The 25,033-nt window shown below is 44.8% G+C and carries 22 protein-coding genes; 16 read left to right on the plus strand and 6 right to left on the minus strand.

Annotated elements, in window-relative coordinates; genetic code table 11:
- Positions 1-28 precede the first annotated feature (28 nt).
- The 4 genes from recA to NG798_RS08845 all read left to right on the plus strand — a co-directional run bounded on the left by recA (position 29) and on the right by NG798_RS08845 (position 5,396).
- On the plus strand, positions 29-1,117 hold the full coding sequence (recA, locus tag NG798_RS08830) for a recombinase RecA (protein WP_261222017.1): 1,089 nt from the start codon (positions 29-31) through the stop codon (positions 1,115-1,117).
- Between the two features lie 270 nt (positions 1,118-1,387).
- Positions 1,388-1,906, plus strand: coding sequence for a porin family protein (locus NG798_RS08835; protein WP_261222019.1), 519 nt, complete (start codon positions 1,388-1,390; stop codon positions 1,904-1,906).
- A 647-nt stretch (positions 1,907-2,553) separates the two neighbouring features.
- Positions 2,554-4,602: a sulfite reductase, ferredoxin dependent gene (gene sir / locus NG798_RS08840; RefSeq protein WP_261222021.1), complete on the plus strand. Its 2,049-nt coding sequence runs from the start codon at positions 2,554-2,556 to the stop codon at positions 4,600-4,602.
- A 71-nt stretch (positions 4,603-4,673) separates the two neighbouring features.
- A complete protein-coding gene (locus tag NG798_RS08845) occupies positions 4,674-5,396 on the plus strand; it encodes a 16S rRNA (uracil(1498)-N(3))-methyltransferase (protein ID WP_261222023.1) in 723 nt (240 codons plus the stop codon).
- 249 nt (positions 5,397-5,645) lie between these two features.
- Here the strand turns inward: NG798_RS08845 and NG798_RS08850 are convergent, their stop codons facing one another.
- The gene (locus NG798_RS08850) at positions 5,646-6,059 is read right to left on the minus strand and encodes a hypothetical protein (RefSeq protein ID WP_261222024.1); all 414 of its coding nucleotides are present in this window, start codon (positions 6,057-6,059) and stop codon (positions 5,646-5,648) included.
- Between the two features lie 432 nt (positions 6,060-6,491).
- Between NG798_RS08850 and NG798_RS08855 the strand changes: the two genes are divergently transcribed.
- The 3 genes from NG798_RS08855 to aqpZ all read left to right on the plus strand — a co-directional run bounded on the left by NG798_RS08855 (position 6,492) and on the right by aqpZ (position 8,796).
- The gene (locus NG798_RS08855; RefSeq protein ID WP_317619568.1) at positions 6,492-7,151 is read left to right on the plus strand and encodes an alpha/beta fold hydrolase; all 660 of its coding nucleotides are present in this window, start codon (positions 6,492-6,494) and stop codon (positions 7,149-7,151) included.
- Between the two features lie 81 nt (positions 7,152-7,232).
- Positions 7,233-7,844, plus strand: a complete 612-nt coding sequence (locus NG798_RS08860) for a triacylglycerol lipase (protein ID WP_261222026.1) — start codon at positions 7,233-7,235, stop codon at positions 7,842-7,844.
- Positions 7,845-8,034: 190 nt separating this feature from the next.
- Positions 8,035-8,796 carry an aquaporin Z gene (aqpZ, locus tag NG798_RS08865; RefSeq protein ID WP_261222027.1) on the plus strand — a complete coding sequence of 254 codons (762 nt, stop codon included), beginning with the start codon at positions 8,035-8,037 and terminating at the stop codon, positions 8,794-8,796.
- Between the two features lie 73 nt (positions 8,797-8,869).
- On the opposite strand, the gene NG798_RS08870 is transcribed toward aqpZ, so the two are convergent.
- Positions 8,870-10,078 (minus strand): NupC/NupG family nucleoside CNT transporter, encoded by a 1,209-nt coding sequence (locus NG798_RS08870; RefSeq protein ID WP_261222028.1) that lies wholly within the window; start codon positions 10,076-10,078, stop codon positions 8,870-8,872.
- Positions 10,079-10,205: 127 nt separating this feature from the next.
- Here NG798_RS08870 and der point away from each other — a divergent pair, with 127 nt between their 5' ends.
- The 8 genes from der (at position 10,206) to NG798_RS08910 (ending at position 21,143) form a co-directional block, all read left to right on the plus strand.
- Positions 10,206-11,564, plus strand: coding sequence for a ribosome biogenesis GTPase Der (gene der, locus NG798_RS08875; RefSeq protein WP_261222030.1), 1,359 nt, complete (start codon positions 10,206-10,208; stop codon positions 11,562-11,564).
- Between the two features lie 245 nt (positions 11,565-11,809).
- Positions 11,810-12,814, plus strand: coding sequence for an energy-coupling factor transporter transmembrane protein EcfT (locus tag NG798_RS08880; RefSeq protein WP_261222032.1), 1,005 nt, complete (start codon positions 11,810-11,812; stop codon positions 12,812-12,814).
- A 396-nt stretch (positions 12,815-13,210) separates the two neighbouring features.
- Positions 13,211-13,657, plus strand: a complete 447-nt coding sequence (gene acpS / locus NG798_RS08885) for a holo-ACP synthase (RefSeq protein ID WP_261222034.1) — start codon at positions 13,211-13,213, stop codon at positions 13,655-13,657.
- Between the two features lie 35 nt (positions 13,658-13,692).
- Complete coding sequence (pipX, locus tag NG798_RS08890) at positions 13,693-13,962, plus strand: transcriptional coactivator PipX (protein WP_261222035.1); 270 nt, start codon at positions 13,693-13,695, stop codon at positions 13,960-13,962.
- Between the two features lie 54 nt (positions 13,963-14,016).
- A complete protein-coding gene (locus tag NG798_RS08895) occupies positions 14,017-14,679 on the plus strand; it encodes a YggS family pyridoxal phosphate-dependent enzyme (protein ID WP_261222037.1) in 663 nt (220 codons plus the stop codon).
- A gap of 297 nt (positions 14,680-14,976) precedes the next feature.
- Positions 14,977-15,579, plus strand: a complete 603-nt coding sequence (locus NG798_RS08900; RefSeq protein ID WP_261222039.1) for a cell division protein SepF — start codon at positions 14,977-14,979, stop codon at positions 15,577-15,579.
- 96 nt (positions 15,580-15,675) lie between these two features.
- Positions 15,676-16,494, plus strand: a complete 819-nt coding sequence (gene proC / locus NG798_RS08905; protein WP_261222041.1) for a pyrroline-5-carboxylate reductase — start codon at positions 15,676-15,678, stop codon at positions 16,492-16,494.
- Positions 16,495-17,153: 659 nt separating this feature from the next.
- On the plus strand, positions 17,154-21,143 hold the full coding sequence (locus NG798_RS08910) for an Ig-like domain-containing protein (protein WP_261222043.1): 3,990 nt from the start codon (positions 17,154-17,156) through the stop codon (positions 21,141-21,143).
- Between the two features lie 84 nt (positions 21,144-21,227).
- On the opposite strand, the gene psb35 is transcribed toward NG798_RS08910, so the two are convergent.
- Positions 21,228-21,449, minus strand: a complete 222-nt coding sequence (gene psb35, locus NG798_RS08915; RefSeq protein WP_261222044.1) for a photosystem II assembly protein Psb35 — start codon at positions 21,447-21,449, stop codon at positions 21,228-21,230.
- Between the two features lie 184 nt (positions 21,450-21,633).
- Positions 21,634-21,843, minus strand: coding sequence for a chlorophyll a/b-binding protein (locus tag NG798_RS08920; RefSeq protein ID WP_261222045.1), 210 nt, complete (start codon positions 21,841-21,843; stop codon positions 21,634-21,636).
- Between the two features lie 212 nt (positions 21,844-22,055).
- On the opposite strand from NG798_RS08920, the gene NG798_RS08925 reads away from it, so the two are divergent.
- Entirely contained in the window at positions 22,056-22,799 is a 744-nt protein-coding gene (locus NG798_RS08925; protein WP_261222048.1) for a cobalt-precorrin-6A reductase, read from the plus strand.
- Positions 22,800-22,853: 54 nt separating this feature from the next.
- Here NG798_RS08925 and NG798_RS08930 read toward each other — a convergent pair whose 3' ends face one another.
- A complete protein-coding gene (locus tag NG798_RS08930) occupies positions 22,854-23,387 on the minus strand; it encodes a DUF2267 domain-containing protein (protein ID WP_261222050.1) in 534 nt (177 codons plus the stop codon).
- Positions 23,388-23,561: 174 nt separating this feature from the next.
- A complete protein-coding gene (gene cbiE, locus NG798_RS08935) occupies positions 23,562-24,818 on the minus strand; it encodes a precorrin-6y C5,15-methyltransferase (decarboxylating) subunit CbiE (RefSeq protein WP_261222052.1) in 1,257 nt (418 codons plus the stop codon).
- Positions 24,819-25,033 lie beyond the last annotated feature (215 nt).

Raw genomic sequence — 25,033 nt, forward strand, 5'->3', positions numbered from 1 at the left:
GGACGACCCAAACCCCATGAGGCAAAAAATGCCCCCAGCAGAAATCACAACAGTAAACCCCCAGAAGCAAAAAGCATTAGACGCAGTGCTAGGGCAAATCGAGCGCACTTTTGGCAAAGGTTCAATTATGCGCCTCGGAGATGCCAACCGCATGAAGGTGGAAACCATCTCCAGCGGATCGCTGACTCTGGATATCGCCTTGGGCGGTGGGTTGCCCAAGGGACGGGTTATTGAAATTTATGGCCCAGAAAGTGCCGGTAAAACTACCCTCGCCCTCCACGCTATCGCTGAAGTGCAAAAAGCCGGTGGTATCGCCGCCTTTGTGGATGCAGAACACGCCCTCGATCCCACCTACGCGGCTAAATTGAATGTTGACACCCAAAACTTATTGGTGTCTCAACCCGATAACGGCGAAATGGCGCTAGAAATTGTTGATCAACTTGTGCGCTCTGTTGCTGTTGATTTAGTTGTTATTGACTCGGTTGCTGCTTTGGTACCCCGTGCAGAAATCGAAGGCGATATGGGTGACTCTCACATGGGTTTGCAAGCTCGTTTAATGAGCCAAGCTCTGCGAAAAATCACCGGCAATATTGGTAAGTCTGGCTGTACTGTTATTTTCCTCAACCAGTTGCGGCAAAAAATCGGTGTCACCTACGGCAACCCAGAAACCACGACCGGCGGTAATGCTCTTAAATTTTATGCTTCCGTGCGTCTCGATATCCGCCGTTCCCAAACTTTGAAAAAAGGCACTGAGGAATACGGTATCCGCGCTAAAGTTAAAGTTGCTAAAAATAAGGTCGCTCCTCCGTTCCGTATCGCAGAATTTGATATCCTTTTTGGCAAAGGTATTTCCCGTTTGGGTTGCTTGCTAGATATGGCAGAAGAAACAGGAGTCCTAGGACGCAAAGGCACTTGGTTTAACTATAAAGGCGACAACATCGGCCAAGGACGGGATAACGCTATCAAATATCTCGAAGAAAATACCAAAATCGCCGACGAAATCGAAAAGCAAGTCCGCGAACAACTCGATAAAGGTGCTGTTGTTTCTGCTAACTCTGTGTCGGGTGGTGAGGAGGAAGAAGAAACAGACGAAATTTTGGAGGAAGTAGAAGAGTAAATCTATTTCTTTTCTATCACTAGGTGTGTTCCTCCGGGGAATACGCCTTTTTTTTGCGCTTTTTAAGAGCTTCTAAATAGCGGGTTCCTTTAAGTAAGGGGGTTTGGGCGTTTTCGCTATATTTGCCGGTGCAAAGAGGAATACTCTACAATAAATTGTGACAATTATTAAACTGTCTACCTAACTGTCTATGCTCGGAACTTAACCAAAAATGCCACGACTAAGGAGGTAACAAAGCAACAACAACTAATACAAAGAAAGAGAAAAATTATGCAACGCGCTCTCAAAAATGCTCTGAAAATTGCTCTCGTTATTGCCCCGCTTTTGATGTCTGCAAGTCATGCTTCTGCTAACCCTCAACCGATGAAAGATAGCTATATTGGTGCTGGGGTTGCTGCCGGTGTAACTAATGGTGGTCAAGATGGAGATGCGGCCAATACTGGTGGTAGTATTCAAGGCCGGTATGCTATTCCAAATGCCCCGGTTTCTGTTCGTGGGGCTGTGGTTTTTAGTAACGAAAGTGCCGCTATTATGCCGATGGTTTCTTATGATTTGGCCGTAACTAATAACGCAAACGTTTATGCCGGTGTTGGTTATGCTTTCCATGAAAGTGATGGTTCACCGACTCCTGTGGGAAATAAAGATTCTGTGGTATTAACAACCGGCGTTGAAGCGAAAGTTACCCGCGATATCGTTATTTTTAGCGATGCCAAAGTTGGAATCAATGCTTATGAAAATAGCCCTGCTTCTGCTGTGAGTCTGCAAGTAGGCGGCGGTTATCGCTTCTAATCGCTTCTCAAAGTTTTCTCTGCTTCTATTTGGTGTTCTCCTGTTTACCCGTTTTCTTTTCAGAAAGCGGGTTTTTTTATTGTCGAGGTAATACCAATGGGCGAAAGGTGTTGTTCTCAATCTTTCAGAATTCTGTAGGGTCTGGTTAGGAAAAATTTATACTACCAAAAGACAGCGAAAATAAAGCCGCCCCCAAAGTTCAGTTTTTTATAAAGAAACATTAACAACTGTAAGCTTTAAAATCTTAAATTTTATTGATAGCCCCTAGACAGGGTATGCCTTTGTTCGGTACTGTAAAGATTCCCCAAGAAATTGCCAGAAAATTATCACTCTTGTGAGGGTTTGTTTACATTATTCACCAAACCTATTGACTAATTGACACCACCGTAGTAGCACTCAGCAATCTACTTATAGGTGCAGCCATCCTCATCTCTTTAAAATTCCTAAAAAAATGTTTGGACGCCCAAAGGCCATGATAAAATTAGTAGAAAGAACACAATTCCGACCGGATTTCCGGGGAAATTCTTAGGGTTCTGTAGGGCTAAAGCCCAAGTACAGACGTTCCGTCGGAACGTCTCTACCCACCGGCCAGCATACTCTTCTGCCGACCCAAAAAGCAATTATTTAATTCTGACTGTATCGAACTCATGGTTAAAACTCCTATTTCTATTTCTCCTGTACCGAACGGCGAAAGTCCAGTACGCAAACCTTCAAAGGTAGAAGGGCTCAAAGAACGCAGCAATCAGTTGCGCGAGCCGGTGGCAACTGAATTGTTGCAAGACACAACGCATTTCACAGAAGACGCTATACAGATTCTTAAATTTCACGGTTCCTATCAGCAAGACAACCGCGATAATCGGGTCAAAGGCCAAGAAAAAGATTATCAGATGATGCTGCGAACCCGCTGTCCAGGGGGGGTCATTCCGCCAGAGCTTTATTTGACGCTTGACCGGCTTTGTGATGAGTATGGAAATGGCACGCTGCGAGCAACCACCCGTCAAGCTTTCCAAATTCACGGCGTTTTAAAGAAAAATTTAAAACAAGTCATGGCCTCTATTATTAAAAAAATGGGGTCAACGTTGGGCGCGTGCGGTGACTTAAATCGAAATGTGATGGCTCCACCGGCCCCCTTTAAAAATCGACGCGATTATCAATACGCTCTCACTTACGCTAATAATATTGCCGATTTGTTAGCTCCCCAAACCGGCGCCTATTACGAAATATGGCTAGATGGAGAAAAAGCCGTTTCTGCTGAGGAAGATCCAGCAGTCAAAGCCGCCAGACAAAGCAACGGTAACGGCACGCTTATTCACAACTCCGAAGAACCGATTTATGGCACTTACTATATGCCACGCAAATTTAAAATTTGTGTGACGGTGCCAGGAGATAACTCGGTAGATTTATACTCCCAGGATCTCACATTGGTAGTAATGACCGATGGGGCCGGTGAGTTGGTAGGCTTTAATGTGTTTGCCGGCGGCGGTTTGGGACGCACCCACAATAAAGAAGAAACCTTTGCCCGCCTAGCCGACCCGATTGGCTTTGTCGGCAAAGATGATGTGTATGATTTGGTAAAAGCCATCGTCGCCACACAACGCGATTACGGCGACCGCAGCGACCGGCGCCACGCCCGCATGAAATATCTACTCCATGACTGGGGAGTAGAAAAATTTAAGCAAACCGTTGAAGGTTATTTTGGCAAAGAAATTCAACCGCTCAAACCCTTGCCAGAGTGGAAATATGAAGATTTCCTAGGCTGGCATGAACAAGGCGATGGCAAACTGTTTGTCGGCATTTCTATTGAAAATGGCCGCATTAAAGATGAAGGCAATTTTCAGCTAAAAACGGCGCTGCATGAAATTGTTAGCAAATATAACTTGCCGATGTTGGTGACACCCCACCAAAATGTCTTGTTTTATGATATAGAACCGGCCATCAAAGCAGAAATTGAGGCGATTTTATCGCGTTGTGGCATCAAACCGGAAACTGGGATCGATCCATTGGTACGCTATTCGATGGCGTGTCCCGCATTACCAACCTGTGGGCTGGCCACCACTGAGTCTGAGCGGGCTATCCCTGGTATACTGGATCGGATTCGGAACCTGTTGGCCAAATTGGGGTTAGAACACGAGCACTTTGTTGTCCGCATGACCGGCTGCCCCAATGGCTGCGCCCGTCCGTATATGGCGGAATTAGGGTTTGTTGGCAACGCTCCCAATACTTATCAAGTTTGGCTGGGCGGTTGTCCCAATCAAACTCGTTTGGCGCAGCCCTACATTGACCGACTGAACATTGAAAATCTCGAAACTTTTCTGGAGCCGATTTTTGTATTTTTCCAACAAAAACGGCAGGCTGGTGAAAGCTTTGGGGATTTTTGTAACCGAGTTGGCTTTGATGAGATCCGCCAATTTACTACCTCTTACTCAGTTGCTCCCAAGATGACCACTCAATTAACTGAAATGAACGTTCAAGAACTAACACCTGTAATCACAAATGGTCAAGTTGCTATTGCTCCTGAAGAGCCCGCAACAGAAACCAATACCGATCCCGCTAATATCCGTCATCGGGTTAGCCTGCGTCACGAGGTTTATACGCAATTAAAAGCGGAAGCAAAGCGTCAGAATAAACCCCTCGTTCAACTCGCTACTGAGGTTATTGAAGGTTATCTAAAAACCATTAATACCAATGAAGGGTAGTTGTTAAAAATCAATGGTAAAAGAGAAAAATCCTCTTTTACCTTTTTTTTGTTTTACAGGCGATTAAAATTTTGGCGCAACTGCAAAGGCTAGTTATTTCACCTTCTCAATTTAGCGACCGGCACATTAACCTGACTGCTGAACAAGAGCATTATTTAAGTCGGGTTTTGCGGTTGCGGGAGGGTGATTGTTTTATAGCAATTAAAAATGGCGAATGGTGGTTAGCAAAGCTTTTAACCCCCGCTCTCGCAGAGATTTTAGAGGCGATACCGGCTTCTAATGAGTTGGCGGTGGAAGTTGTTTTATTAATAGCTTTGCCAAAAGGAAATGCTTTTGAGGATGTGGTGCGCTCTTGTACAGAATTGGGAGTTACTTGTTTTGTACCCGTTATCAGTAAGCGGACATTGCTTAAACCAAGCCCCCAAAAAATTGAACGCTGGCGACGCATTGCCGAAGAAGCAGCAGAACAGTCAGAAAGACAAGTTGTACCGGCAATTTTGGAGCCAATAACTTATTCAGAATGCTTGTCTTTTGTCAATGATTTTTCTTTTATTTGTGTAGCGCGCTTAGAGGCGAAGCCTTTATTAAATTGCTTAGTTGAAGTAAAATCTCAAATCGAAAATTCAAAATCAAAAATTGTTATTTTAACCGGCCCGGAAGGCGGTTTAACTGAGCAAGAAGAACAGGCGGCATTCAATGCTGGGTTTGTAGGGGTTTCTTTGGGGAAGCGCATTTTGAGAGCAGTAACGGCGCCGGTGGTGGCTGCTTCTTTGGTGTCGGCTGTTTTGGAATAAAAGCTTTGATGCAGTTTTCAACTCATCTGAGTTAATCTGCGGGCCCGACATCCTACCGGCCTTACATTGGCGGTTATTTTATTTCCTTAAAAAACCCCCAGCTTTTTTAGCAGTGGGGGTGAAAATTTAAACCGGACATTAACGGCTGGCAAGATGCCAGCCCCACAAATTAACGCCGATAAGTATAGGGTTGGATGCAAGAGTTTATTGATATTATTTTCGGCTTTCCTAATCCCTAATACTTAATGTCTAGCGAGTTGTATTGACTTGGCGTGCCATGTCGAGATAGGAGGTCATATTTGCACCCGGACGCCGGCGCGTGGCGGTGGCGGTGGGTGTTAAATATTGGGTGGAAAAACCGCTTACAGGTGCTGGGGCTTTTGCCGGTTCTGGTTTTTTGGCAGCCGCCGGTGCGGGGTTTTCTACTTTTGCCGGCTTTTCTTGTTTGGTTGTGGCTTTCTCTGCTGTTGCGGGTTTAGCTGCGGCTTTTGGTGCTGCCGTTTTGGCGGTTTCGGCTTTGGGGGCCGGCTGGCTGGCAGTCATGGCTTTTGCTGCTGGTTTTGCCTCAAATTCGTATGCGTATTCAGACTTTTTGCCGAAGCCTAATATTTTCCCCAAAAAGCCAAATATTCCGCCAAATATGTTTTTAAGAAAACCGAACATTGTATGATCTCCTAACTACTATACGAATGAACTCTTCTGTTATATATCCCGATGATACCGGAAACTGCTTTGAAGGTTCTTATCTTCCAGTATCCCGTTTTTGGTGCCGGTGGAATCTTAATGACCCGCGCTTTATTATGAAGTTATGTAAGGATTATTACAAGTAAACGATGAGTTTCTTTATAAAAATTAACAAAAAAGCGGTTAGACGCTGATAAACAGCTATACAGCGTTAAGAATTGCTGCTGAGGTAGTTAGTTCGTGAGAAACCAAACGAGCGTTTTCTGGTATTGCGGGTTTGACTGTGATTTGTGGAATTTAAAGAGGGATAAGTTGGAAAATTAACCATAGCCAGCTTTAAAGCTGTCATAAAGCCATTCAAAATAGCTAGAGTTAAAATTTAAAGTGTAATTAGGTGAAAAAGGCAAAATAATGATGAATAATTCACAAAAAGCTAATCCGATTTTACTGTTGCATGGTTTGTGGGATACAGAGGCAATTTTTCATCCCATGTCAAATTTTTTAAGCAAGTTAGGCTACTCGGTTTATAGTCTGAGTATGAATCCAAATAATGGAGATGTAGCGCTTGAAAAATTGGCAGAACAAGTGGCGATTTATGCGGCTAAGATTTTTCCAGAAAATCAGCGTTTTGATTTGCTGGGTTTTAGTATGGGTGGGATTGTTGGCCGGTATTATTTACAGCGACTTGGAGGTATTGAAAAGGTAGATCGTTTTATTACTATTGGCTCTCCTCATAATGGCACAGCTACGGCTTTTGGGTCTTTGCGTCCCGGTTGTATGCAAATGCGGATAGGGAGTTATTTTTTAGCAGATTTAAATCGAGATTTGACAGTTTTGAGCCAGATTAATTTTACTTCGATTTGGAGCCCTTATGATATGATGATTTTACCGGCTTCGAGTTCGATAATGCCGGTGGGTAAAAATATCCTAATTCCGGTTTTGTTTCATGGCTGGATGGCGGCGGATGAGCGAGTTTTAAAGGCTGTAATGGAGGAATTATCAGCGCCGTTGAAAGCAGAGAATAATCGTTTAAACTCCCTGAAAACAACAGTTCAGGAGAACCGCAAATAAATTATTTTTACATGAAAAATATTCGCTTTTCAACTGGACATAGCCCCAGAAACCTCTTCTAAATTTCTCAAGAGTTAAAAAATGCAAAAAAATCCAGTTGTGTTGGTGCATGGAATTTTTCGACCGGCCAGTATTTTTAACAAAATGTCTGCTTATTTATCAGAAAGAGGCTGGCCGGTTTATGCCTTGAATATGAAGCAATATAATGGCATCATTGGCTTAGATTTGTTGGCAAAACAAGTAGCAGAATATGTAGAAAATACCTTTCCCCCAAAACAGCCTATCGATGTAGTAGGTTTGAGCATGGGGGGAATTGTTAGCCGGTATTATGTACAACGCTTAGGGGGTATTGAAAGAGTACAAAGATTGATAACCATTGGTTCGCCGCATTATGGCACAAAAATGGCATATTTTTTGCCCTTACCAGGGTGTTTACAAATGCGTCCGGGTAGTTTGTTTTTGCAGGAATTAAATAAGGATTCTGAGATGTTAGGAAAGATAAACTTTACTTCGATTTGGACTCCTTATGATTTTATAATTGTGCCGGCGGCGAGTGCAGCACAAATAAGAATAGAAGAAACAAAAGAACTATTAGGAAAAGAAAAAAAAGTCTTGGTATTTGCCCATGCCCTGTTAGTGAGAAATAACAAAACATTACAAGCCGTAGCTGAAGCATTAAACGAACCGATATAATTGTAAATTTGTCTTAGCCAAAACGCCTATTTCCTATGAAAATAGGGAAATAAGCCGACGGTGGCACCCAATTAAAAATTAAAAAATATAACCAAATACAGAGATTTATTAAAAAATAAATTTTAATGGAGAGAATTCAGGATAACTAAGTTAAACTGTGGGCACCTGCCATCAATGAGGAGTTTAAGAAATGTTTTCTTTAGCAAAACGATGTCTTGCTGAATTTATAGGTACTTTTTGGCTTGTTTTAGGTGGATGCGGTAGCGCAGTTTTAGCCGCTGGCTTTACAGCCGATGGTGCAAAAATAGGTGAAACCGCCCTTTTTCCATTAGGCTTAGGATTTGTTGGAGTTTCCCTGGCATTTGGGCTAACTGTCTTAACAATGGCTTATGCAATTGGACACATTTCTGGGTGCCATTTAAATCCGGCAGTTTCCTTTGGGCTGTGGGCGTGCAAACGCTTTCCGGGCGGTGAATTGCTACCTTATATTGCTTCCCAGGTAGCCGGTGCAATTATTGCATCAGGCGTGATTTATTTAATTGCCAGTGGCAAACCTGGATTTAGTCTTTCTGGTTCCAATCCTTTAGCTACCAATGGATTTGGAGAACATTCACCCGGAGGTTATTCACTTTTAGCTTGCTTAATAACAGAAGTGGTAATGACCTTTATGTTTTTGATGATTATCTTGGGTTCAACAGATCGACGTGCCCCCCAACAATTTGCGGGAATTGCTATCGGTTTAGGTCTCACACTAATACACCTTATTAGTATTCCTGTGACCAATACTTCTGTCAATCCTGCCCGTAGTACCGGCGTAGCTTTGTTTGCAGGAACAGAATTGTTTTCCCAAGTTTGGCTATTTTGGATCGCCCCAATTTTAGGAGCAATATTAGCCGGTTTTGTTTACCAAACAGTATTTAGTGAAGCCGTGACGGGAACGCAGATAGAATAATCTCTCTAAGTAACGATTTTATGCTTAGAAAATAATTTTGCCTTCGGAATATCCGAGTTTTCTAAGCATAGATTTACAACAACATTCCGGCAATACAAGCCGTCATAAAACAAGCAATAGAACCCGCAATCATCGCCCGAATTCCTAAGCGCGCCAAATCAGCCTGACGTAGAGGTGCTAAGGCGCCAATGCCGCCAATTTGAATACCAATCGAGCCAATATTAGAAAAACCACAAAGTGCATAAGTAGTAATAATCGCAGCCCGTTCAGAAATCGCCTTTTTTTCCATCAACTCTTTTAAATCCAAATAAGCAATAAACTCATTTAAAATCGTTTTTTTGCCCAACAAAACCCCCACCTGACCACAATCAGCAAGCGGAATACCCATCAGCCAAGCCACCGGCCACATAACAAAAGACAAAACCCACTCTAAAGAAAGCTGAGGCAAATTGATTCCCGCGCCAACCCAACCCAAAAAAGCATTTAACATCGCCAATAAACCCAAAAAAGCAATTAACATCGCCGCCACATTTAACGCCAAAATTCCCCCATCTCTTGCCCCCGTCGCCACAGCATCCACCGCATTTGCATAGACTTTTTCCACCTTCAAAGTCACCTCACCGGCAGTCATCGACTTTTCAGTTTCCGGGTAAAAAATTTTAGAAATTGCTAAAGCAGCCGGTGCCGACATCACCGAAGCCGCAATTAAATGTTCTGCCGGCACCCCAAAACTAATATAAGCCGCCATAACCCCGCCGGCAATTGTCGCAAAACCCCCCGTCATCACCGCGTGCAACTCCGACATTGTTAAACTTTCTACAAAAGGCTTAATCAAAAGCGGCGCTTCCGTTTGCCCCACAAAAATATTAGCCGCACAAGAAAGCGTTTCCGAACCCGAAGTTTTCATCGTCCGGATCATTACCCAAGCCACCCATTGCACCACCCGCTGTAAAATTCCATAATGATAAAGCAGGGCAATAAAAGAGGAAAAAAACACAATAGTTGGTAAAACCTTAAAAGCAATCAAATGCTCACCAAAATTATCTCCAAAAACAAACTTAGCCCCCGCATCAGAAAAACTTAGAAACCCACTCACCGAATCTCCCAAAAACTTAAAAACCGCCAAACCCAGCGCCGTTTTTAAAATCACTACCGCAAAAATCAACTGTAAAGCAATTCCCCACAAAACCGGCCTCCAACGCACAGCACGCCGGTTCACCGAAAACCCATAAGAAATACCGACAAAAACCAACAACCCCAACAGAGAAATTAATCTTTCCATATTCTACGCAGTTGCCCTGCCCACCATAAATTTTTCTCTTGCAGCCAAATTAAACTCAAATACCCGACAATACCTGAGTCAAAAAAAGATACAATAGAAGTTTATAGCCATCTCAACCCCCCCGATTATGTCTTTGCCAATTGTTGCCGTTATCGGACGGCCAAACGTCGGAAAATCTACCCTCGTCAACCGCATTGCCGGCGGAAAAGACGCCATCGTGCATGACGAACCAGGCGTTACCCGTGATCGCACCTACCGAGGCGCATTCTGGCAAGACCGAGAATTCCAAATCGTAGATACCGGCGGCTTAGTATTTGACGACGACACCGAATTTCTCCCCCTCATCCGCGAACAAGCACTCGCTGCCCTTGTTGAATCAAAAGTAGCCATCTTTGTCGTAGACGGGCAAACCGGCCCCACCGATGCCGATGTTGAAATTGCCAGTTGGTTGCGAACTCAACCCGTCCCCGTGCTCCTCGCCGTCAATAAATGCGAATCTGTACAGCAAGGACTCATGCTGGCCGCTCAATTTTGGGAACTGGGAATAGGCGAACCCTACGCCGTTTCAGGCATACATGGAAGCGGTACCGGCGACTTACTTGATGCAGTCATTGAGTATCTCCCACCCACCAATGAACTACCCGAAACAAACGAAATTAAAGTTGCCATTGTTGGGCGTCCAAATGTCGGAAAATCCAGCATTTTAAATGCCTTTGTCGGCGAAAATCGCGCCATTGTTAGCCCCATTTCTGGCACCACCCGCGACACCATCGATACCATCGTTCAACACAAAGACCAAACCTATCGTCTTATTGACACCGCCGGCATTCGCAAAAAGAAAAACGTCGAATACGGGCCCGAATTTTTTGGCATCAACCGTTCCTTTAAAGCCATTCGCCGCGCCGATGTCGTTTTATTAGTAATTGATGCCTTGGATGGTGTAACAGAACAAGATCAAAAACTAGCCGGTCGCATCGAAGAAGACGGACGCGCCTGCATTCTTGTCGTCAATAAATGGGATGCAGTTCAAAAAGACTCCCACACCATTTATGAATACGAAAATCTCATCAAAACCCGCTTATATTTCTTAAATTGGGTACCGATGATTTTTGTTAGCGCCCTCACCGGCCAACGTATCCCCAACATTCTTGACCTCGTAAATACCGCCGCCGAACAACACCGCCGCCGCGTTTCAACCGCCGTCATTAATGAAGTGATAGAAGAAGCAGTCCGCTGGCACAGCCCCCCCACCAATCGTCAAGGCCGGCAAGGTAAAATCTATTACGGTACTCAAGTTACCAGTCAGCCACCTTGCATCGTTTTATTTGTTAACGAGCCCCAGCGATTTAATGATAACTACCGTCGCTATGTAGAAAGCCAATTTCGCAAACAATTAGGCTTCACCGGCAGTCCCCTAAAACTGCTATGGCGCGGCAAAAAAACCCGCGAGGCTGAACGAGAAACTTCTAACCGAGCCATAAGGTAACGATAGGAGATGGGCATAGATAGGGGCCGGTTTGTATCTATCATTTTTCAAATCACTTTGGTAGACCAAAAACCCAATCTCTTTACAAAAAGCTCCCCCCAACCTCCCTAAAAAAGGGGGGCTTTTCCAGTCTCCCCCGTTAATAAGGCAGTAGGAAAAATAAAATGCTATATTTTCCAATAAACAACCTTAAAAAACCATCCCCTACAGCCAAACCGCCAATCTTAAATTTTTAAAATCGACTCATGGATTTATTAAAATCTTTACCCATTGGCCTGTATCTCGAACAACCTGTTACCTGGCTTCATAAATTAGATCCTCGCGTCAAAATTGGTTGGTTGATGACATTTTTGATAGCCCCAATTTTAGCTAACCCCTTTTGGCGTCTTGGCTTAGTTATCTTATTAATTTTTCTTACCCTCACCGCTCGAATTCCGCTGCGAGTTTGGCGACAACAAATGGGGTGGTTATTAGGTTTATGTATTTTTGTTTTTATCTTCAGTTGCTTTGCCCCTGATGGTATGGGAACTAACTATCAACCCAGACTGCCGGTTAATGACATTACCTTTGCCCAACAACCGGCAACCTTACCCCCCCAAAAACAACCAGAACAAAACTCATGGTTTAAATATTTAGAATTTTGGAAAACCCCGCCAACCTCAAATCAACCAGCAACACTGGAACCCCAAAAACTACCTCAGCCAACAGATTATAACTACATTTTATTTCAGCAAGGGCCGGCTAAAATCACGCGAAAATCCCTAGATTTAAGCTTAAGCTTCAGTACCTTATTATTTACATTAATTTACAGTACAAATCTTTATTTATTAACCACAGCCCCAGAAGAAATCACCGCCGGTTTAGAGAGTTTTCTCGCACCTTTGAAATGGTTTAATTGGCCGGTGACAGAAATAGCCCTTACCCTCACCCTATCCTTACGTTTTATTCCCCTAGTGTTAGAAGAAATACAAAACTTAATTCGTTCCGTTTCCACAAGAGCGATAAACTGGAAAAAACTCGGCTTTAAAGGAGCCACCCAAGTCTGGTTAATCGTCGCCGAAAAACTTTTGCAAAACTTGCTTTTGAGAGCTTCCCAAATGGCAAGCGCCATGCAAGTAAGGGGATTTACCACCCCTAACGAACACCGCGTACAATGGCATCAATTACGCCTGAGAACAGGAGACTCTTTTGCCCTGATTAGCTTACTGGTATTGTGGGGGTTTCGCTTAATTTGGGGATGGGACACCTAACTTTTGTTGGGGAAATGTAGCAGACAAAATCGCCAGCTTTATTCAAAGTAAATTCACATTTAATTAAAATTGTCAACCCCCCTGAGTTCATATTTTCTTGAGGAGAAATTGGGAGGGGAGTCTTTTTCCTAAATATGGGCCTTTTAATTGCTCTTAAACCCATCTTCTCACCTCAACAACCCAACTCAACCATAAACCCAGACAGCAATCCCGAAGAAAAAGCGTAAAAATCAGAGCAACAAGGCAAAATTCTGTCAAACTCTTAAGCAGCCATCCAGACAAACTTCCCAGAACACTTATAAATTTTGTTCCCAAACAAGAAAAACTCAACAAAACCCTAGCATTGAGAGACATTTTCCCATAAATTTAAAATTGGAAATCTGGAGATAAATTACATTGACCGTTTACCTGGGAACAGATATCGTTTATATTCCTAGAATTCAAGCAGCAATAGACCGCTTTGGCCAGCGATTTTTGTTTCGGGTGTACACCAAGGCAGAACAGCAACACTGTACTGCCCGCGCCAACCAACCCCGCACCACAGCCACGCGCTACGCGGGACGTTGGGCAGCCAAAGAAGCCATCGCCAAAGCCCTTGGCACCGGCTTTAAAGGAATCTCCTACACCGACATCGAAATTCAAAGCTTGCCAAACGGTGCACCGCAAGTCTGCTTGTATGGAAAAGCAGCCGAAGTTGCAGCCAACTGGGGAAACTGCTGCTGGCAAGTCAGCATCAGCCACGATGGGGACTATTCCCAGGCAACAGCAATCGTAGTATGCCAGCCGTCGATCAACGCGGCAGCCACAGCACCCGCAAGCACAACCCCCCTGCCTTGCGCTTAAACCTTCACCACTTTGAGAGGCTAGCAAAACACTCAATGGAAGGAGAAACCTACCTGAATCATCCTACCTTTGGCCTGCTTTACCGGGTCTGTATCGTAGGAGATTTTCAGGAATTATTCACCACCCTTTACGCACAACGCTTGTTTTTTTTAGTAACAACCGGCCCCGGAGGCGTAAAATTTGAACCATTAGGCCGCTCCGACGCTCGCCTGATGGTAGAAAACCGTTTACGCTTGTTGCGGCGCACCGGCCAGCAAAAAGAATACGAGCAACTACAGCACGTCCACCAACGAACCTTTCTCTAACTGTCTGCTAAGCGGGCGTGGCTGTCTCAAGTAAACCATTCAAAAAATCCCAGAATGTCTATTGCCGAAAGCATTGCTAAGATCCGAGCCTCCTTAAGTGAGGAAGTTCGTCTCATCGCCGTCAGCAAACAAGTGCCGACCGAAGCCATGCGAGAAGCATACAAAGCCGGCATTCGAGATTTTGGCGAAAGTCGCATCCAGGAAACCGAAACCAAACAAAAATTGCTGGAAGACTTGCCAGATATCACCTGGCATCTGATCGGCCACCTGCAAACCAACAAAGCCCAAAAAGCTTTACAGCTATTCCAATGGATTCACTCTGTCGATAGCTTAAAACTCGCCCAACGTCTCGACCGGCTCGCGGCAGAACTAAATGTCACTCCCCAAGTGTGTCTGCAAGTAAAACTCACAGATGATCCCCATAAACACGGTTTTACACAGCCACAATTACTTGAAGAACTGCCTGCCCTCATCGAGTGCCATCACCTCTCAATTCAAGGCTTGATGGCAATTCCGCCCCTAGGACTCAATGAAGGGGAAACCTTGACTTTGTTTGAAAATGCCAGCCACCTCGCCCAAGATATTCGCCAACAATGGCCCCAACTACCCCTGCGGGAACTGTCTATGGGAATGTCAGGGGACTATCATTTAGCCGTCAAAGCCGGTTCGACAATGGTAAGACTAGGCACGATTTTATTTGGAGAGCGCGGAGCATAATTTGAAAGCAGACAAATAAAAGTTGCCAATGGGTGTAAAATAAACTGTGACTTTGGGAGCAAGCAACCGCTTGTGACGCTCGATTTTATGGGCTATGCAAAAAGTAATAAGCCAGAGAAATTCTAATAAAACGAGTTCCCAAAGCAGAAAATCCTGTCAAGCCTGCTCAAAACTACCAAGAAGCAATCAACGCATCTTTAAAAACTTCCGTTACTTTGTTATAAAAATCGCGGAAGCAATCTGTAAAAACTCTTTACTTTTTGCCAAAATAACCCTAGTTGTGATGGAGCGTCCGACGTGAATAGCATTTTTTCAAAACTACGAGATTTCGTAGGTCTAAATCAGCCGGTTGATTACGAATATGACTACGAGGAAATGGAAGGAGACAGATATCAAAACGTCTACCCCCAAGAAACTGCCCCCGCACCGGCAGCCGATACCACAAACCGCAGCCGTCTGCGTGATCAATCTCTCGCCGGAACAAGTACAGCTATGATGGGATCAACGTCGGGAATGGGTTCAGCTATGAGTAATGTAATCGGTATGCCAGGAGCCGCTAACGGTATTTCAGAAGTGTTGGTGATGGAACCTCGCTCTTTTGAAGAAATGCCCCAAGCCATTCAAGCACTGCGTCAGCGCAAGTCTGTGGTACTCAATTTGACGCTGATGGACCCAGATCAAGCCCAACGCGCTGTCGATTTTATCGCCGGTGGTACTTACGCCCTTGATGGCCATCAAGAACGCATCGGCGAAAGCATTTTCTTGTTCACGCCTAGCTGTGTTCAAGTCAGCACTCAAACCGGTGTGGTGCATGATGTTCTCCAACCTCACCTGCGCCCCACCACTCGGCCAGCCGGTCAAGCCCCTTGGACTCCTGAGCAAGTCAGAATGGCTCAATAATTCTTTGATTCGTTAAAAAGTCAGTGTTAGGGCGTCAGTCAGACGTAAAATCAAAAATTGACTGCTAATTGACACCTCAAACCTGACTTTTGACCCATGACAATTAAATTCGGTATGATCGGCGGCGGGATAATGGGCGAAGCGCTCTTATCTCGCCTTGTTTCTAAGAGCATTTACCAACCTTCAGAAATTTTAGTCAGCGAACCCAACCAGGCTCGGCGTTCATTTTTAGCTCAACATTATGGTGTTGGTGTCACCGGCGATAACCGTTCTGCTGCTTGTGCTACAGATGTTTTGCTCTTGGCGATTAAACCCCAGATTTTTGAGATTGTCCTTAGCGACTTGGCCGATACTTTATCTAGTTTTCCTGAAGAAATCGCCCCGGTGGTGGTGTCTATTTTAGCCGGCACTCCTCTGAGTAAACTTGAGAGTGGTTTTCCGGGGTGGCCGGTGATTCGTGCTATGCCAAATACCCCCGCAACTGTTGGCTCCGGCATCTCTGCAATTACTGCCGGTACTTGCGTCCAACCTCACCATCTCGATTTTGCCCGCCAAATTCTCCAAGCAGTTGGGGATGTTGTCGAAGTTCCCGAATCAATGATGGATGCTGTCACCGGCCTTTCTGGTTCTGGCCCCGCTTATGTATCAATTCTTATCGAAGCCTTGACAGATGGCGGCGTTTATGCTGGTTTACCTAGACCCATAGCGGCCAAACTTGCTCTGCAAACCGTTTTGGGAACCGCCACCATGTTACACGAGACTAAAATGCACCCCGCTGAATTGAAAGATCGCGTCACCAGTCCGGGGGGGACAACCATTGCCGGACTCGCTCAACTTGAAAAAGCCGGTTTTCGTTCTGCCTTAATTGAAGCTGTTAAAGCGGCGGCGCGGCGCTCACAAGAACTCGGCAGCTAAGACGATTTTCGATTTTGGATGCAAGGGTTTTAGATGCCCAAATCTTGCTTATCTGACGATTTTAAGCTTGAATTTTTACATTTAAAATTGCAAAAATATTCCTTGTCTTTGGATGCAAGGGTTTTAAATGCCAAAAATCTTTATCCGCAGAAAATTTTCTGCTGTAGATCATAGCACACACCTCAACACCACGCCTAATCTAAAACTCTCCATCCAAAATCTCCCACAAATTCTAAAATCTAAAATCATTAAACTCTCCCAAAAAAAAATAAATTTAATAGCCTTAAAAACAGGCTAACCCATCATTTAAAATTCTCACGGGCAACTCTTTTAATAGACTCCTAGTAGCTACAAGCACAACAGTAATCTATCCAAAGATTAAGCAAACATTTATTTCTGGAGATAGAGTTTCCTTTCTATTTCATCAAATATAAAAGAATGAGAAGGGTGCCATAAGTGTTTTAAAAGCAACAAAAATCGCTAAAAAATAGGTTCTAAACCTTCTTACCATAGCCCCAATAAAACCTCAAAATCGCCTTTTCGCGGTTAGAATTCTTGCGTCTAAAAAGCTGAAATTATTTGACGCAACACAGAATGTTTACAGTCCAGCTTTTCAGGCAAGAAAGGCAACTTTACAACAAATAGGAACAACATCTACCATGCAATCAACTCAAGCCACAAACGAAAATGATGTCCTTCTAGGAACACCTAACCAGGATGTATTACAAGCCAATCAAGGCAACGACGTTATTGTTGGTTTGCCAGCAGGCGATAACACTTTTGGCAACCAAGGTAATGACTTACTCAGCGGCAACGAAGGCCCGGATACCATTGCCGGCGGCAAACAAAAAGATACCCTCCAAGGTGGCAAAAACAACGATTATTTACTTGGTCAAATTGACAATGATGCTATCGCCGGCAACATCGGAGATGACATCGGCATTGGTGGAGAAGGAAATGATACCATTTTTGGCAACACAGGCAGAGAATGGATAGGAGCCAACATCGGCAACGATTTTATTTATGGCGGTAAAGATAACGACACCGTACACGGCGGCAAAGATCAAGACTATATTTCTGGCGATTTAGGTGATGATGCACTCTGCGGAGACATCGGCGATGATGTTGTAGTTGGCCGCGAAAACAATGACTTAATGTTTGGCAATGTAGGTAGAGACTGGTTAGGAGGAAACGTCGGCAACGATATTATTTATGGTGGCAAAAATAATGACACTGTGCACGGCGGTCAAGATAACGATGAAATTTATGGCGATCTTGATAATGACGAACTTTGTGGCGATTTAGGAAATGACTTAGTTTCGGGTGGCACCGGCACGGATACTATCTGCGGAAATGCCGGGGATGACTCGCTTTTTGGCAATGAAGAAGCCGACACAATGTATGGCGGACAAAATAATGATGTGATACATGGCGGACAAGGTAATGATGTAATTTATGGCGATTTGGGCAACGATTCACTTTATGGTGATATTGGTGCGGATACCGTTTTTGGGGGCGTTGGGGATGATACTTTTGTAATCGGTCTTCGTAATGATGTGCCCGGATATCGCAGCACCGGCGGGCCGCAAATTATGGATGCCGACTGGTTGACAGAATTTGGCACCGGGAATGATGTTATTTCTTTAATTGGTGGTTTAACTTTTGACCAGCTTAATATTTTCACCGGCACAGATCAGTTTGCCGGTTATACCATTATTCAAGAGAAAGTTTTGGGTGAATATTTGGCAATTTTACCCGGCGTTAGCGTTAATTCTTTGGTGGGTGATGGCAATTTAATTCGATTTAATCCTTCAGCCAATTCTAATGGCGGTGGTGGTGGAACTCCGACAACGCCAATTGTTGATAACGGTGCTGGAACTCCGACAACTCCGACAACTCCGATAACGCCAGCACCCACACCAACACCGGCACCCACACCAACACCTGAACCCACACCAACACCGACACCGACTCCGGGGGTTGATGATGGGGGTGGGGTAACACCGACACCGACACCGGCACCAGCACCAGCACCGGCACAGGAACCAGCACCAGCACCGGCACCACCAGCTAACTCTGCACCTACAGTAGGAGATATTCCTAATCAAGTTGTTAATCAAAACGCGCCGGTTAATCCCATTCCGCTGACAGTTAGCGATTCTGAGACGGCACCGGCAACACTTACCTATAGCCTGACTTCAACCAATCCCAACTTAATCCCCAATGAAACTCTTTCCGTCAACACAACCGGCCCAAGCCCGACAATAAACTACACCCCCACCGCCGGTCAATTTGGCACCACTACCATTACTTTGACGGTGAGGGACGGTACAAACACAACGATTGAAACCTTTAACGTCACTGTTAACGCGCCGCCTGTGGCCACCGCAGATACAACCGGGCCGGTATTGTTACGCAGTCCTTATGAAATACCCGTTGCAACTTTACTGGCAAATGATACAGACCCAGATAACGGTCAACTTAGCATTACGCAGGTAACGAACGGCACCGGGGGCACGGTTTCTTTGCAAAACGGTGTTGTGACGTTTATTGCCGACACAAACTTTACCGGCAATGCAACGTTTAACTATACCCTTTCTGATGGCTCTGCAACGGCCACCGCTGCTGTGACTGTGCCGGTTACAGCGCAAGTGCAATTAAGTTCTATTGCCACCGGCCAAGGCATTCCAGCAGATACGGGGGGTTTTGCCGTGTTGGGTGAAGCTGGAGGTGATAATGCTGGTAACTCTGTAAGTTGGGCCGGCGATGTCAATAATGATGGTTTGATGGATGTTATCGTTGGTGCGTCTCGTGCAGATGTTGCGGGGGCGGGGGATGCTGGAAAAGCTTATGCTGTGTTTCTGGTAGCCAACGGTACAACGATTAATTTAAGCAATATTTCTGCCGGCAATGGCGGGTTTGTGATGAATGGCGAAGCAGCCGACGACCGAGCAGGGTTTGAAGTAAGCACTGCCGGTGATGTTAATGGTGATGCCATTGGGGATATGATCGTCAGTGCGGTTGGTGCCGATTCCAATGGTATAACCAATAGCGGTAGAGCTTATGTGGTGTTTGGTAAAAGTGATGGCGCACCGGTTAATTTCGCTCAACTGGGGGCTGCCGGCGGTGGCGGTTTTGCCATTAATGCAGAAACGGCTGATGATGAAACCGGTAATTCTGTGAGTAATGCCGGTGATGTTAATGGCGATGGTTTGGCTGATTTAATTATTGGTGCACCGCGTGCGGATACGCCGGGGGGTGTGAATGCCGGTAAGGCTTATGTGGTATTTGGCAAAACTAATAACACAGCGGTGAATTTAACGGATATAGTCGCTGGGGTTGGCGGTTTTGTGATGAATGGCGAGTTTGCTGGCAATAGCACCGGCCTTTCTGTGCGGACGGCGGGTGATGTGAATGGCGATGGCTATGCTGATGTGATTGTCGGTGCGGCTGGTTCGGATGCAAACGGTGGTGATGCTGGCATAGCCTATGTGGTTTTTGGCGGTCGCACTACGACAACGGCAATTAATTTGATTGATGTGCGGGCCGGTGTTGGTGGGTTTGCGATGGTTGGGGAAGCTGCTGGAAACCGCACCGGCACGTCTGTTAGCACGGCTGGGGATGTCAATTCGGATGGCTTAGCTGATTTGATTGTTGGCGCGACAGGTGCGGCGTCTACGGCGCAACAAGCAGGTAAGTCTTATGTCGTGTTTGGCAAAACTGATGGAACTCTGATTAATATGAGTTCGATATCTGCGGGAAGTGGCGGTTTTGCGATTATTGGGGAGTCGGAAGAAGACCGTATTGGCCGGCCTGTTCGTGCGGCAGGAGATGTGAATGCGGATGGTTTTGGGGATGTGATTATGGGATCGAATCTTTCTGATCCCAATGGCACGGCGTCGGGTAAGTCTTATGTTGTGTTTGGTAAGTCAGATACGGCGAATGTTTCTTTAACCGGCGTTGAGTCGGGACTTGGCGGTTTTGTGATGTTGGGTGAGTCGCCTTCTGATTTTGCGGGGAATGGTACTCGCACGGCGGGGGATGTGAATGGCGACGGTTTTTCTGATCTGATTACCGGTGCTCCTGGGGCCGGCCCAGAAGGTTTAAATGCTGGTAAGGCTTATATTGTCTACGGCGGTAATTTCTCTGCTGTGGTGACTCAACAGGGAACTGCGGCGGCTGATGCTTTGACGGGGACTACTGCTGCTGATGTTTTGGTTGGCGGTACCGGCAATGATACGCTAACTGGGGCCGGTGGTTTGGATGTGCTTTATGGCGGTGGCGGTGATGATGTGATTGCAATTTCGGATGCCGCTTTCCGTAGTTTTGATGGCGGTTTGGGCACGGATACGCTGCGTTTGGATGCTGCGGTTAGTTTGGATTTAAACGCTGTTAACAGCCGTATTACTAGCGTGGAGCGTATTGATCTTACTGTGGCCGGTGCGAGTTTGGCGCTTACTGGTATGAGCTTAATGGCTTTGTCGGATATAAGCAATCAGCTTGTTGTTGATGCTGTGGCCGGCAGTTCTGTTAGCTTGACTGGTGGCGGTTGGACTAATGCTGGCTCGACAGTTCCCGGTTATACCACTTACACTCAAGGCAATGCGACTTTGCTTTTGGATGCGGAGATCACTGCTCAAATTGTTTAAGGGTTTGACTTGAATTTAAAAAACCCGGTTTTTTCAGGAAAAGCCGGGTTTTTCAGTTGATTTTCGCTGAATTTCTGTTTGGGTTTATTTGCTTTGTTGGTCTGGGTTTGATTCTGATGAGTTTACTTTGGGAACCCAGTTAGGTGCGTCGGCGTTTTCCCAACCAGCGGGTCTTTTGGAGTTATACCAGGCAATTGAGCCAATGACTACAGCGGCGAGAAAGCCTACTCCCAACACTCCGAAATATGCAGTTTTGAGGGTTTGAGCGTAAGCCGCATCGGTGGCGATTGCCAGTAATAATGACATTTTTTTGTTTATCCTTTTTGTTTAGTTTCTGCGAATTTACCATGAAAATTAACAGTTTTCAATCCCCTAAACCGGCTTTTCGCTGTTGGCTTTTTTTGCTTCATATTAAAAAGGTTAGAGCCAAAAACTCCAACCTTTTGTTTTATGGGGGTTATTTAGTTGTTAAATTTCTGAATTTTTGGGTTTATAGGCTGCTCAACCAACCAATTAAACCATGTCCGGTAATTACTTCTAAGGCTAACAGCGAAACAAAACCAATCATTGCTAACCGGCCATTGATTTTTTCTGAGCGTTCGTTGAAGCCAAGTTGTTTACGGTCGTCTACATAAACTTGGGGTTCAATTGCAAAGTTATTTAAGAGTTCGCCGTGATCTACAACATAGCGGGTTTTCATTGTTTTTTCCCTTTGGTTTTTTATTTGTAACTTAATGTTACGCAATGTAAAGTTTTGTTGCAATCCTGAAAAAGTGAGGGAAACCGTACAACATAAGGGAGGCAAACCGTATATATAATTAATTTTTGGTTTGACTTTGTGCAAAGTTGGATGATAAAAGCTTTTGTTTAAGGCTGTTTAAAGGTTTAATCTGTAGTGTTTATAAAGGTAAAATGAAAAAAATTTTAATTTTGGGTGGAACGGGGGATGCGTCGGAGTTGGCGCGCAGAGTGGCGTTGTTGGAAGGTGTAGAGGTGATTTCTTCGTTGGCGGGACGAACTCGCAAACCGGCAGAGGTGGCTGGAAATGTGCGGGTGGGGGGTTTTGGCGGTGAGGCTGGGTTAGGAGAATTTTTACAAAACGAAACAATAGATTTGGTGGTTGATGCGACACATCCGTTTGCGCGCTGCATTTCGTTTAATGCGGCGGCGGCTTGTTTGGCGTGTGGGGTCGAGCATTTGATGTTAATTCGACCGGCTTGGGAAAAAATGGAGGGAGATCAATGGATTGAGGTAGAAAGTAATGAGATGGCGGCGCAGGTTTTGGCGGGTTTTAAACGGGTTTTTTTAACAATTGGCCGGCAAGAGTTGGCGGTTTTTAGTAATCTGCCGGATATCTGGTTTTTGATGCGGATGATTGACCCACCGGCACCCCAAATGCGAATTCCCAAGGGTGAGTTATTGTTGGATAAAGGGCCGTTTTCTTTGGCGGACGAAAGAGCGTTATTAGTTAAATATAAAATTGACGTTATTGTTAGTAAAAATAGTGGGGGAGAGGCGACTTATGCAAAGATTGTAGCGGCGCGGGAGTTGGGGAAGCCGGTTGTGATGGTTGAGCGTCCGCCGGTGCCAGGGGGTGAAGTTGTGACGGATGTGGAAAGTGCTTATTTATGGATTTTAAAGAAATTATTTCAATGATAAAAACCCGGTGTCTTAAAGAAACCGGGTCTCGGAAATTGGCTTTTTTTTAAATTAAGCTTCTTGCCAAAGTTGGCGAACACGACCTTCGGGAAGCCAACCGGCAATTTCTTGAATTCGCTCCTCAGATAACTCATCTTTGGTAGCAGAAAAAACGGCTTTAATGACTTTTTCGCGGTCTACAATTGGCTGTCCGCCTTCATTGGCGACGCGGAATAAAAAGCGATCTGAGTCAATTTTAAAAATGCCTGGGCCCTGCCAAGGTGGACGAACCCGACTCAGGAACCTTACGATAGGATTGCTATCTTTCCAAATGTCGGAAATTTCCATTTGGAGCACTTTTTCGTCGGTTTCCATTACTTTTTCATGCAGTTCTGCTTCGACGCGATCTGCTGCTTCGGTTGTCATCATGTCGCGCATGACACGATAAACAATTTCCGTCATGTCTCTGGCGTCGTAGGGATCGGCAAGTCCCCCTTGCTGCATGACTTTTTCGAGAAATGAGCGATGCTCTTCTGGAATAAGCACTCGTTCATCTTCTATTTCTGTGGGATCTATTTCTGGATAATGCTTGTTTTGAACATCCATTTCTAACCACCTTTTGATGTTTTAATCAAAATATGCGTTTCCCCTACACTTTGTCATATTTGTATAATTTTTTACTTCAATCTAAAGGTTGAAATTGGCCGCTGCTTGCTTTTGAGTCTTTGGAGAGAGGTATCGTATTTTGAGGGATTTTTCATCTATCAAAAGGTTGATTTATTAGTTCTTTATAACTACCCATTGTGTCACCGGCGCCATTGCTTTCCAGCCTAAAAATTTACCAATGGGTTCGGCCCTTTGTATGGCAATTCTGCTTAAGGTTCCGCCGAGTTGTTGTTGCCATTCAAAGATTTTTTGCTCACTTTCAATGGTAACAGCGTTTGCTACTAACCGGCCTCCAATTTTTAAAGAATTCCAGCAAATTTCAAATAACTGTTCAGTTGTCACTCCTCCCCCGATAAAAATAGCATCAGGTTGAGGTAAGTCTGTGAGAATTGCCGGTGCTTTTCCTGCAATAATTTTGAGGTTAGGAACGCCTAAAGCTGCGGCATTATCTGCGATGTATTGCAGTCGGGTGGCATTTTGTTCTATAGCTATTGCTAAACACCGGCTATGACTTCGCATCCATTCGATACTAATGGAACCACAACCGGCCCCCACATCCCACAATAATTGTCCGGGTAAAGGTGAAAGTGCGGCTAAAGTTACGGCTCTAATTTCACGTTTTGTGAGTTGTCCGTCATGGTGATAAGCGTTATCTGGCAGGCCGGCTAACCGCGAATATCCGATATTTTTTTCTTCAGAAATACACTCAACTGCAATGGTATTTAAATCGGCAATTTCTGGAAAATTCCAGTCAGCCGCCACGCCTTCTATAATTTGCTCTAATTCTCCCCCTAAACGTTCTAAAACGATAATTTGGCTTTGTTTAAATCCGGCTTTATTTAAAATTTCGGCGACAAGTTGGGGCGTAGATTTTCCAGCACTTAAAATTAATAATTTTGCCCCTGGATAAAGCACAGCGTTGAGTAAATTTGGATCTCGACCACATAAACTTAACATTTCCACTTCGGCAAAACACCAACCTAAGCGAGAACAAGCCAAACTAAAAGCAGAAAAATGGGGAATAATTGACATTTCCGAAATAGGAATTCTGCGGGTTAAGGTTGCGCCAATGCCGTAAAACATGGGGTCGCCGCTGGCAAGCACACAAACGCTTTTTCCGCGTTTTTTAATGATTTCTTCAATGGTGGTTTCTATGGGGGAATTCCACAGCAGTTTTTCTCGTGTATCGGTGGGGGGAAGCATGGCTAAATGCCGGCTTCCACCAATAATAATTTCGGCGTTATTTAAGAGAGTTTTGGCTAGGGTAGAAAGGCCGGTTATTCCGTCTTCACCAATGCCTATAACTGATAGCCATTTTTCGCTTTGGGGTGTTATATTAGCCGAGATTGGAGAGGTGTTAAGAGGAAGCATAGAGGTAAAAAATACAAAATTAACTAACCAGATTTTTGCATTTTAGCACCGGCCTTGTCGCCTTTTTTAAATGTTTCAAAAAAAGCAGAATTAGAAATTGAGTTTTGTTCTAGCGCCTCAACTCAAGGTATTCTTTAAAAATAATCGGCTTTTTAGAAGATAAGCATGGTATGCTTTTTTGGCTTGGGGTAAAAAAACATTTTTGGATCTCAAGA

This window comes from Ancylothrix sp. D3o (assembly GCF_025370775.1).
Taxonomy (GTDB): Bacteria; Cyanobacteriota; Cyanobacteriia; order Cyanobacteriales; family Oscillatoriaceae; genus Ancylothrix.

Excerpts from the sequence above, each read along its gene's own strand:
- recA (WP_261222017.1), top strand. The coding sequence starts at position 29 with ATGCCCCCAGCAGAAATCACAACAGTAAACCCCCAGAAGCAAAAAGCA.
- NG798_RS08835 (WP_261222019.1), top strand. The coding sequence starts at position 1,388 with ATGCAACGCGCTCTCAAAAATGCTCTGAAAATTGCTCTCGTTATTGCC.
- sir (WP_261222021.1), top strand. The coding sequence starts at position 2,554 with ATGGTTAAAACTCCTATTTCTATTTCTCCTGTACCGAACGGCGAAAGT.
- NG798_RS08850 (WP_261222024.1), bottom strand. The coding sequence starts at position 6,059 with ATGTTCGGTTTTCTTAAAAACATATTTGGCGGAATATTTGGCTTTTTG.
- NG798_RS08855 (WP_317619568.1), top strand. The coding sequence starts at position 6,492 with ATGATGAATAATTCACAAAAAGCTAATCCGATTTTACTGTTGCATGGT.
- NG798_RS08860 (WP_261222026.1), top strand. The coding sequence starts at position 7,233 with ATGCAAAAAAATCCAGTTGTGTTGGTGCATGGAATTTTTCGACCGGCC.
- aqpZ (WP_261222027.1), top strand. The coding sequence starts at position 8,035 with ATGTTTTCTTTAGCAAAACGATGTCTTGCTGAATTTATAGGTACTTTT.
- NG798_RS08870 (WP_261222028.1), bottom strand. The coding sequence starts at position 10,078 with ATGGAAAGATTAATTTCTCTGTTGGGGTTGTTGGTTTTTGTCGGTATT.
- der (WP_261222030.1), top strand. The coding sequence starts at position 10,206 with ATGTCTTTGCCAATTGTTGCCGTTATCGGACGGCCAAACGTCGGAAAA.
- NG798_RS08880 (WP_261222032.1), top strand. The coding sequence starts at position 11,810 with ATGGATTTATTAAAATCTTTACCCATTGGCCTGTATCTCGAACAACCT.
- pipX (WP_261222035.1), top strand. The coding sequence starts at position 13,693 with ATGGAAGGAGAAACCTACCTGAATCATCCTACCTTTGGCCTGCTTTAC.
- NG798_RS08895 (WP_261222037.1), top strand. The coding sequence starts at position 14,017 with ATGTCTATTGCCGAAAGCATTGCTAAGATCCGAGCCTCCTTAAGTGAG.
- proC (WP_261222041.1), top strand. The coding sequence starts at position 15,676 with ATGACAATTAAATTCGGTATGATCGGCGGCGGGATAATGGGCGAAGCG.
- NG798_RS08910 (WP_261222043.1), top strand. The coding sequence starts at position 17,154 with ATGCAATCAACTCAAGCCACAAACGAAAATGATGTCCTTCTAGGAACA.
- psb35 (WP_261222044.1), bottom strand. The coding sequence starts at position 21,449 with ATGTCATTATTACTGGCAATCGCCACCGATGCGGCTTACGCTCAAACC.
- NG798_RS08920 (WP_261222045.1), bottom strand. The coding sequence starts at position 21,843 with ATGAAAACCCGCTATGTTGTAGATCACGGCGAACTCTTAAATAACTTT.
- NG798_RS08925 (WP_261222048.1), top strand. The coding sequence starts at position 22,056 with ATGAAAAAAATTTTAATTTTGGGTGGAACGGGGGATGCGTCGGAGTTG.
- NG798_RS08930 (WP_261222050.1), bottom strand. The coding sequence starts at position 23,387 with ATGGATGTTCAAAACAAGCATTATCCAGAAATAGATCCCACAGAAATA.
- cbiE (WP_261222052.1), bottom strand. The coding sequence starts at position 24,818 with ATGCTTCCTCTTAACACCTCTCCAATCTCGGCTAATATAACACCCCAA.